Raw genomic sequence first — 7,102 nt, 5'->3', positions numbered from 1 at the left:
GACGGTCGTCGACGGAGTGCGGTCAGCGGTGCTGCGGCACACCGGCGGCCGACTCGCCGACGACGTCGCCCTGCTGGCACTGCGCAACGAGGCGAAGACCGGCTGAGCCCGGACGACCGGCTGAGCCCGGTCACTTGACACCCCGTGGCAGTTCACACCCCGTGCGAATCGACCTCCGCTACGCTGGCCATGCGGGGCACGCGGCTGAGGGCGCATCAGGAGGGGGCCATGGAGCCCAACACACTGCTCGACTCCGTACTCGACGAGGCCGATGTCGTCGAGGGTGAGCGCGCGGTGCAGCCGCTCGCCGAGCACTTCGCAGATGAGGTCGGGCACTTGGCCGCGGGGGCGCTGGCCCTTCAGCCAGCGGGCGACCGCGGTGTGTTCGTACCGCAGCTTCATGCCGCGGGCCCGGCCCGCCTCGTTGATGTGCGCGGCGAGCCCGGCATGGGAGATCCCGGCCTCGTCGAGTACGGAGTCGAGCAGTGTGTTGGGCTCCATGGCCCCCTCCTGATGCGCCCTCAGCCGCGTGCCCCGCATGGCCAGCGTAGCGGAGGTCGATTCGCACGGGGTGTGAACTGCCACGGGGTGTCAAGTGACCGGGCTCAGCCGGTCGTCCGGGCTCAGCCGGTCTTCGCCTCGTTGCGCAGTGCCAGCAGGGCGACGTCGTCGGCGAGTCGGCCGCCGGTGTGCCGCAGCACCGCTGACCGCACTCCGTCGACGACCGTCGCGGGGACGATCGGGCCGGTGCCCGCGGCCTTGACCAGGGCGGGTCCGAGCTCGAAGAAGGTCCCGTGCGCGTCGCGGGCGTCCTCGGCCCCGTCGGTGTGCAGAACGAGCGCGTCGCCGGGCTGCAGCGGGGCGCCGCGGGCGGCGGGGAGGTCGTCGGGCAGCGCGAAGGGGCCGAGCGGGGGCAGCACTTCGCCCAGGTCCAGCCGGTGCACCCGCGGCTCGCCGGTCGCCTCCTCGGACAGCAGATACGGCCAGGGGTGGCCGCAGTTGAGGGCGGCGAGCTCGCCGTCGGCGCCGACTTCGAGCAGGAGTACGGTGACGAACTCCTCCGCGACCGGGGTCCTCTGCTCCTCGCCGGCCGGGGGATCGCCCAGGGCGCGCTCGTGCAGATGGCGCTGCAGGGCGCGGTCCAGGCGGCGCATGACGTCGGTGAGTCCGGGCTCGTCGTGGGCGGCCTCGCGGAAGCTGCCGAGCACGGCGGCGACGGTGCCGATGGCGCCCAGGCCGTGGCCGCGGGCGTCTCCGATGATCACGCGGACGCCGTGCGCGGTGGCCAGCACCTCGTACAGATCGCCGCCGACCGCGGCGCCCCGGCTGGCCGACAGATAGCCGGCCGCCATCTCGATGCCGTCCAGACGGGCCGGCAGCGGCCGCAGCACCGCGTCCTGCGCGGCGGCGGCCACCGCCCGCAGCTGCTCCAGCTCGCGGACCAGCCGCAGTCTGCGGCCGTTGGTGAGATAGCTGGCGACGACCACGGCGAGGATGGCGCCGCAGCTGACCAGGCTCGCGTGTGGTTCCTCCACATCGCCGTCGGGCTCCAGGGTGCTCGGCGGGCCGAGGGCGAACAGCACGCTCGCGCCGCCGAGCAGCAGGATGCATCGGCGGCGGCCGCTGCTGGCGCAGGCGATGGCGGGCGCCGCGGCGAGGAGCGGGACCACTTCGGTGTCATGCGGGGTCAGCAGCTCCCAGCAGAGGGCGCCGAGCACCCAGAGGCAGGGGATGACCGTGATGAAGGCCCGTCGGCCCCGTGCACCCGGTACGAATGCGCCGCCGACTGCCCATGTCCCGATCATGTGTCGTCCCCCAACGCCGGCCAATGAGGCGGTTGGCCGGGCCCTGGTGGTCGATGCTGCGCGGGCCGTGCGACCGGGACGATTCTTTCGACAGCTTCTGTCAAAATGAGTAGTCAGACTCCGATTCTCACCTGATCGGGTGAGAAGTTCTTCGCCGCATTGCCGAACGCCACGCCGAAGCAGCGGCAAACGGTCCCCCAATGCGGTGGGGGCGCACCCCGCGTACGGGATGCGCCCCCACCACCACTCAGGCGAAGAACACTCAGGCGAAGCCGTCAGGCGCCGCGCAGCACCGCCCCGGTGCGCTCGACCGCCGCCGCGACCGCCGCGTCACGGGCCGCCGAGGCCTCCTCGGCGGTCAGCGTGCGGTCGGGGGCGCGGAAGCGGAGTGCGTAGGCCAGGGACTTCTTGCCCTCGCCCAGCTGCTCGCCGGTGAAGACGTCGAACAGCCGCAGCGATTCGAGGAGTTCACCCGCACCGGCCCGCAGCGCCGCCTCGACATCGGCCGCGGCGACCGACGCGTCGACGACGAGCGCGACGTCCTGGGTGGCCACCGGGAAGGTGGACACATGCGGGGCCTGGACCGGGCCCTCGGCCGCCCGCTCCAGGCGGTCGAGATCGATCTCCATCGCGCAGGTGCGCTCGGGCAGGCCGAGGGCCTTGGTGACCCGGGGGTGCAGCTCACCGGCGTTGCCCACAAGGATCTCCTGGCCGTCGACGACGGCCAGCAGCGCGGCACAGCGGCCGGGGTGCCAGGGGTCCTGCTGGTCCTGGCGGACGATCAGCGTGGCCCCGGCCGCACGGGCCACGATCCGCCCCGCCTCGACCGCGTCGGCCCAGCTCACCGGGGTGTCCTTGCCCCACCAGCCGGCCTGCTCGCGGGCGCCCGCGAGGACGACGGCGGCGCGCCGCGGCTGGCTGGGCAGCGCGGCGTTCAGCGCGGCGATCTCCTCGTCCGACGGACGGTGGTCGACCGGCAGGCTGACCGCCGGGGGCTCGTCGCCGGTGGCCCGGAAGACCAGCCCCGTCTCGAACAGCGCGAGGTCGTGCGTTCCGCGGCCGTCGTTGCGCCGCAGCGCCGCGAGCAGCCCCGGCAGCATGGTGGTGCGCAGCGCCGGCTCGGCGTCGGAGAGCGGGTTGACCAGACGGACCACGTCGCGCCGCGGGTCGTCCGCGGCCAGGCCCAGCTGGTCGAGCACTTCCTCGCCGATGAACGGGTAGTTCAGGGCCTCCACATAGCCGGCGCCGGCCAGCGCCCGGCCGACCCGGCGGTGCAGCCGCTGGCGCTCGGTCAGCCCGCGGCCGGCCGGCGGCTGGGGCAGGGTCGAGGGCAGGTTCTCGTAGCCCTCCAGCCGGATGACCTCCTCGGCGAGGTCGTTGGGGTCCCGCAGGTCCGGCCGCCAGCTGGGGACGGTCACGGTGAGGGTGTCGGCGCCGTAGACGTCGCAGCCGACCTGCTGGAGCCGGCGCACCACGGTCTCCCGGCCGTAGGCGAGGCCCGCGACCCGGTCCGGGTGGTCGGCGGGCACCGTGATCGTACGGGGCGCGCTGGGCGCGATGATCTCGGTGACGCCCGCCTCGGCGGTGCCGCCCGCCAGCAGCACCAGCAGGTCTACGGTGCGCTGGGCGGCGGCCGAGGCGGCCTCGGGGTCGACGCCGCGCTCGAAGCGCCGGGACGCCTCGGAGGACAGCTTGTGGCGGCGCGCCGTACGGGCGATGGAGACCGCGTCGAAGTGCGCGGCCTCGATGACCACGTCGGTGGTGCCCTGGACGGCGCCGGTCTCGGGGTCGGTCACGGCGTCGGCGATCTCGGTGTTGGCACCGCCCATGACACCGGCGAGCCCGATCGGGCCGTTGTCGTCGGTGATCACCAGGTCCTCGGCGTCCAGGACGCGCTTGGTGCCGTCGAGGGTGGTGAACTTCTCGCCCGGCTCGGCGCGGCGCACGCCGATCGCCCCGCTGACCCGCGACCGGTCGTAGGCGTGCAGCGGCTGCCCGAGCTCCAGCATCACGTAGTTGGTGATGTCGACGGCGAGCGAGACCGGCCGCATCCCGGCCTTCTGCAGCCTGCGCCGCAGCCAGATCGGGGAGTGCGCCTCGGGGTCGAGTCCGGTGACCGTGCGCGCGGTGAAGCGGTCGCAGCCGATCCGGTCGGCGACCTGGACCGGGTAGCCGTGCGCGTTGGGCGCGGGCACGTCCAGCAGGGCCGGGTCGCGCAGCGGCAGCCCGTACGCGGTGGCGGCCTCGCGGGCGATGCCGCGCAGCGACAGGCAGTAGCCGCGGTCCGGGGTGACGGCGATGTCCAGGACCTCGTCGACGAGCTCCAGCAGCTCGATCGCGTCGGTGCCCACCTCGTACTCCGGGGGCAGCACGATGATGCCCTTGTGATCGTCCGACATGTCCAGCTCGGCAGCCGAGCAGATCATGCCCTCGGAGACCTTGCCGTACGTCTTGCGCGACGAGATCGCGAAGCCGCCGGGCAGCACCGCACCGGGGAGGGAGACGACGACCTTGTCGCCGACCGCGAAGTTGGTCGCGCCGCAGATGATGTTCTGCGGCTCGCCCGTCCCGTTCGCCTGTCCGACGTCGACCTGGCAGTAGCGAATGGGCTTCTTGAAGCCCTCCAGCGTCTCGATCGCCAGCACCCGGCCGACCACCAGGGGGCCCTTGAGCCCGGCGCCCAGCTGCTCGACGGTCTCGACCTCGAGCCCGGCCGAGACGAGTTTGGCCTGCACGTCGCGGCCGGTCTCACCGGCCGGCAGATCGACGTACTCCCGCAGCCAAGAAAGCGGGACCCGCATCAGATCTCCATCCCGAAGGGCCGGGTGAAGCGCACATCACCCTCGACCATGTCTCGCATGTCTTCCACGTTGTGCCGGAACATCAGCATCCGCTCGATGCCGAACCCGAAGGCGAACCCGCTGTACTTCTCCGGGTCGATGCCACAGGCGATCAGCACCCGCGGGTTGACCATGCCGCAGCCGCCCAGCTCGATCCAGCCCTCGCTGGAGCAGGTGCGGCAGGGCCGGTCGGGGTTGCCGACCGAGGCGCCGCGGCACACATAGCACTGCATGTCCATCTCGGCGGACGGCTCGGTGAACGGGAAGAAGTTCGGCCGCAGCCGGGTGGACATGCCCTCCCCGAACAGCGCCCTGACCATGTGGTCCAGGGTGCCCTTGAGGTCGGCCATGGTCAGGCCCTCGTCGACGGCCAGCAGCTCGACCTGGTGGAAGACCGGGGTGTGGGTGGCGTCCAGCTCGTCGGTACGGAACGTCCGGCCGGGGCAGATCACATAGATGGGCGGCTTCCGGTCCAGCATCGACCGGATCTGCACGGGCGAGGTGTGGGTGCGCAGCACCACCCCGGACCCGTCGCCCCCCTGCCCCTTCGCGCCCTGCACGAAGAAGGTGTCCTGCATCTCGCGGGCCGGATGGTCCGGCGGGAAGTTGAGCGCGTCGAAGTTGAACCACTCCGCCTCGACCTCGGGCCCCTCGGCGACCTCGTAGCCCATGGCCACGAAGACGTCCTCGATGCGCTCGGAGAGCGTGGTGATGGGGTGGCGGGCGCCGGCCGGGATCCGGTCGTACGGCAGCGTGACGTCCACCGCCTCCTCGACCAGCACCCGGGCGTCCCGCTCCGCCTCCAGCTCCGTCTGCCGGGCCGCCAGCGCCTTGTTCACCGCCCCGCGCGCCTGGCCGACGCGCTTGCCCGCGTCCGCCTTCGCATGCGGCGGCAGCGCGCCGATCTCGCGGTTGGCCAGCGCCAGCGGCGAGCGGTCGCCGGTGTGTGCGACCTTCACCTCGCGCAGCGCCTCGAGATCACCGGCGGCGGCGACGGCGGCAAGCGCCTCGTCCCGCATCCGGGCGACCTCTTCTGGTTTCAATGCCTCGACCTCGACAGGGTCGTACGACTTATTCGGTGCCGACATCTCTTCCCGTGTTTCCGATTGGCTGGCTGCGCGGCCTGCCTCGACCATTGGTGCGCCAAAGGTGCCAAAAGCCGAGTCTAAAGGGCGCTGGACCGCGCTGTTCCGGGGGACGCCCCGGGCCCCGGTCGGGTGTGGGCCCGTGGGCTCCTCAGGCCAGGTAGGCCGGGGTAGCCACGGGCAGGGTAAATCGGAACTCCGCGCCGCCGCCGTGGGCCCGGCCGACGGTGATCGTCCCGCCGTGTGCCTCGACGATGCCCTTGACGATGTACAGGCCCAGGCCGGTGCCGCCGCGCTTGCTGCCCCGCCAGAAGCGGGTGAAGACGCGGCTCATCGACTCCTCCGGGATACCGGGGCCCTCATCGCTCACGGTGACGGCGGTCCTTTCGACAGGGGGGCCTTCCGCGGCCGGCTTGACCAGCTCGGGGGCCACCTCAATGGTGACGGTTCCCTCGCCGTGGCGCACCGCGTTTTCCAGGAGGTTCCCCAGCACCTGGTCGACCTTGTCCGGATCGGCCCACAGGCCCGGCAGCGGCCCCCTCACCTTGATGAGAAAGCGCCCGGAGGAGTGACCCGAGGCGGTCAGCGCCTGGACGTGGCGCCGGACCGCGGCCGCGATGTCGACCGGCTGACGGCGCACCTCCAGCCGGCCGGAGTCGATCCGCGATATGTCGAGCAGCTCGGCGATCAGGCGGGTGACGCGGTTGGCGTCGGCGTCGACGGTCTCCAGCATCAGCCGCTTCTGGTCGTCGGTGAAGCGCTCCCATTTCGCCAGCAGCGTGGCCGTGAACCCCTTCACCGAGGTCAGCGGGGAGCGCAGCTCATGCGCGACGGTGGCGATCAGCTCGGCGTGGCTGCGCTCGGTGCGGCGGCGCGCCTCGGTGCCGCGCAGCGAGACCACGACCCGGCGCACCGGCCCTATCGGCCGCTCGCGCACATAGCGGGCGGAGACCAGCACCTCACGGCCGCCGGGCAGCAGGAGGTTCCGCTCGGGCTGGCCGACGCGGGTGGCCAGGCCCCCGTACGGATCGGTCAGCACCCACCAGCGGCGCCCCTCCAGGTCCTCTAACGGGAGCGCGCGCTCCAGCTTCCGCCCCAGGGCGTCGGCCTGGCGGGTCGCGGTGATCCGGGCCGCCGCGGCGTTGAAGCAGGTGACGCGGCCGGTCTCATCGGCGATGACCAGACCGTCGGGCAGGTCGTCCGGGTGCACGCCGAGGCCCGCCGTCGCCTCGTCCGGCTCCCACCGCGCATACTCGGCGGGCAGGCGCGCCCCGGGCGCACAAGCATCACTCGACCTGGCGCCGGAGGTCCTGACGTCCATCCCCGCACCCCCTCCGCTCGCGGCCGGACGCCCCCTTTGACGACAGACCCT

General features: G+C 72.7%; 5 protein-coding genes. All 5 read right to left on the bottom strand.

Annotated elements, in window-relative coordinates; all coding sequences use genetic code 11:
- Positions 1 to 501, bottom strand: a 501-nt coding sequence (locus CCN51_RS58490) for an NsdA family TPR-like regulatory protein (RefSeq protein ID WP_483883468.1), incomplete at its 3' end; no start/stop codon positions are given.
- Positions 502 to 623: 122 nt separating this feature from the next.
- Positions 624 to 1,805, bottom strand: coding sequence for a PP2C family protein-serine/threonine phosphatase (locus tag CCN51_RS43205; RefSeq protein ID WP_014175136.1), 1,182 nt, complete (start codon positions 1,803 to 1,805; stop codon positions 624 to 626).
- Between the two features lie 275 nt (positions 1,806 to 2,080).
- Positions 2,081 to 4,606: a phenylalanine--tRNA ligase subunit beta gene (gene pheT / locus CCN51_RS43200; RefSeq protein ID WP_014175137.1), complete on the bottom strand. Its 2,526-nt coding sequence runs from the start codon at positions 4,604 to 4,606 to the stop codon at positions 2,081 to 2,083.
- Positions 4,606 to 5,733 carry a phenylalanine--tRNA ligase subunit alpha gene (gene pheS / locus CCN51_RS43195; protein WP_043486448.1) on the bottom strand — a complete coding sequence of 376 codons (1,128 nt, stop codon included), beginning with the start codon at positions 5,731 to 5,733 and terminating at the stop codon, positions 4,606 to 4,608. Before pheS ends, pheT begins: the two co-directional genes overlap by 1 nt.
- A gap of 148 nt (positions 5,734 to 5,881) precedes the next feature.
- Positions 5,882 to 7,051: a sensor histidine kinase gene (locus CCN51_RS43190; protein WP_014175139.1), complete on the bottom strand. Its 1,170-nt coding sequence runs from the start codon at positions 7,049 to 7,051 to the stop codon at positions 5,882 to 5,884.
- Between the last annotated feature and the right edge of the window lie 51 nt (positions 7,052 to 7,102).

The organism is Streptomyces milbemycinicus, from assembly GCF_002154605.1.
Classification (GTDB): Bacteria; Actinomycetota; Actinomycetes; order Streptomycetales; family Streptomycetaceae; genus Streptomyces; species Streptomyces milbemycinicus.
This window is presented reverse-complemented; position numbering and strand designations above follow the sequence as displayed.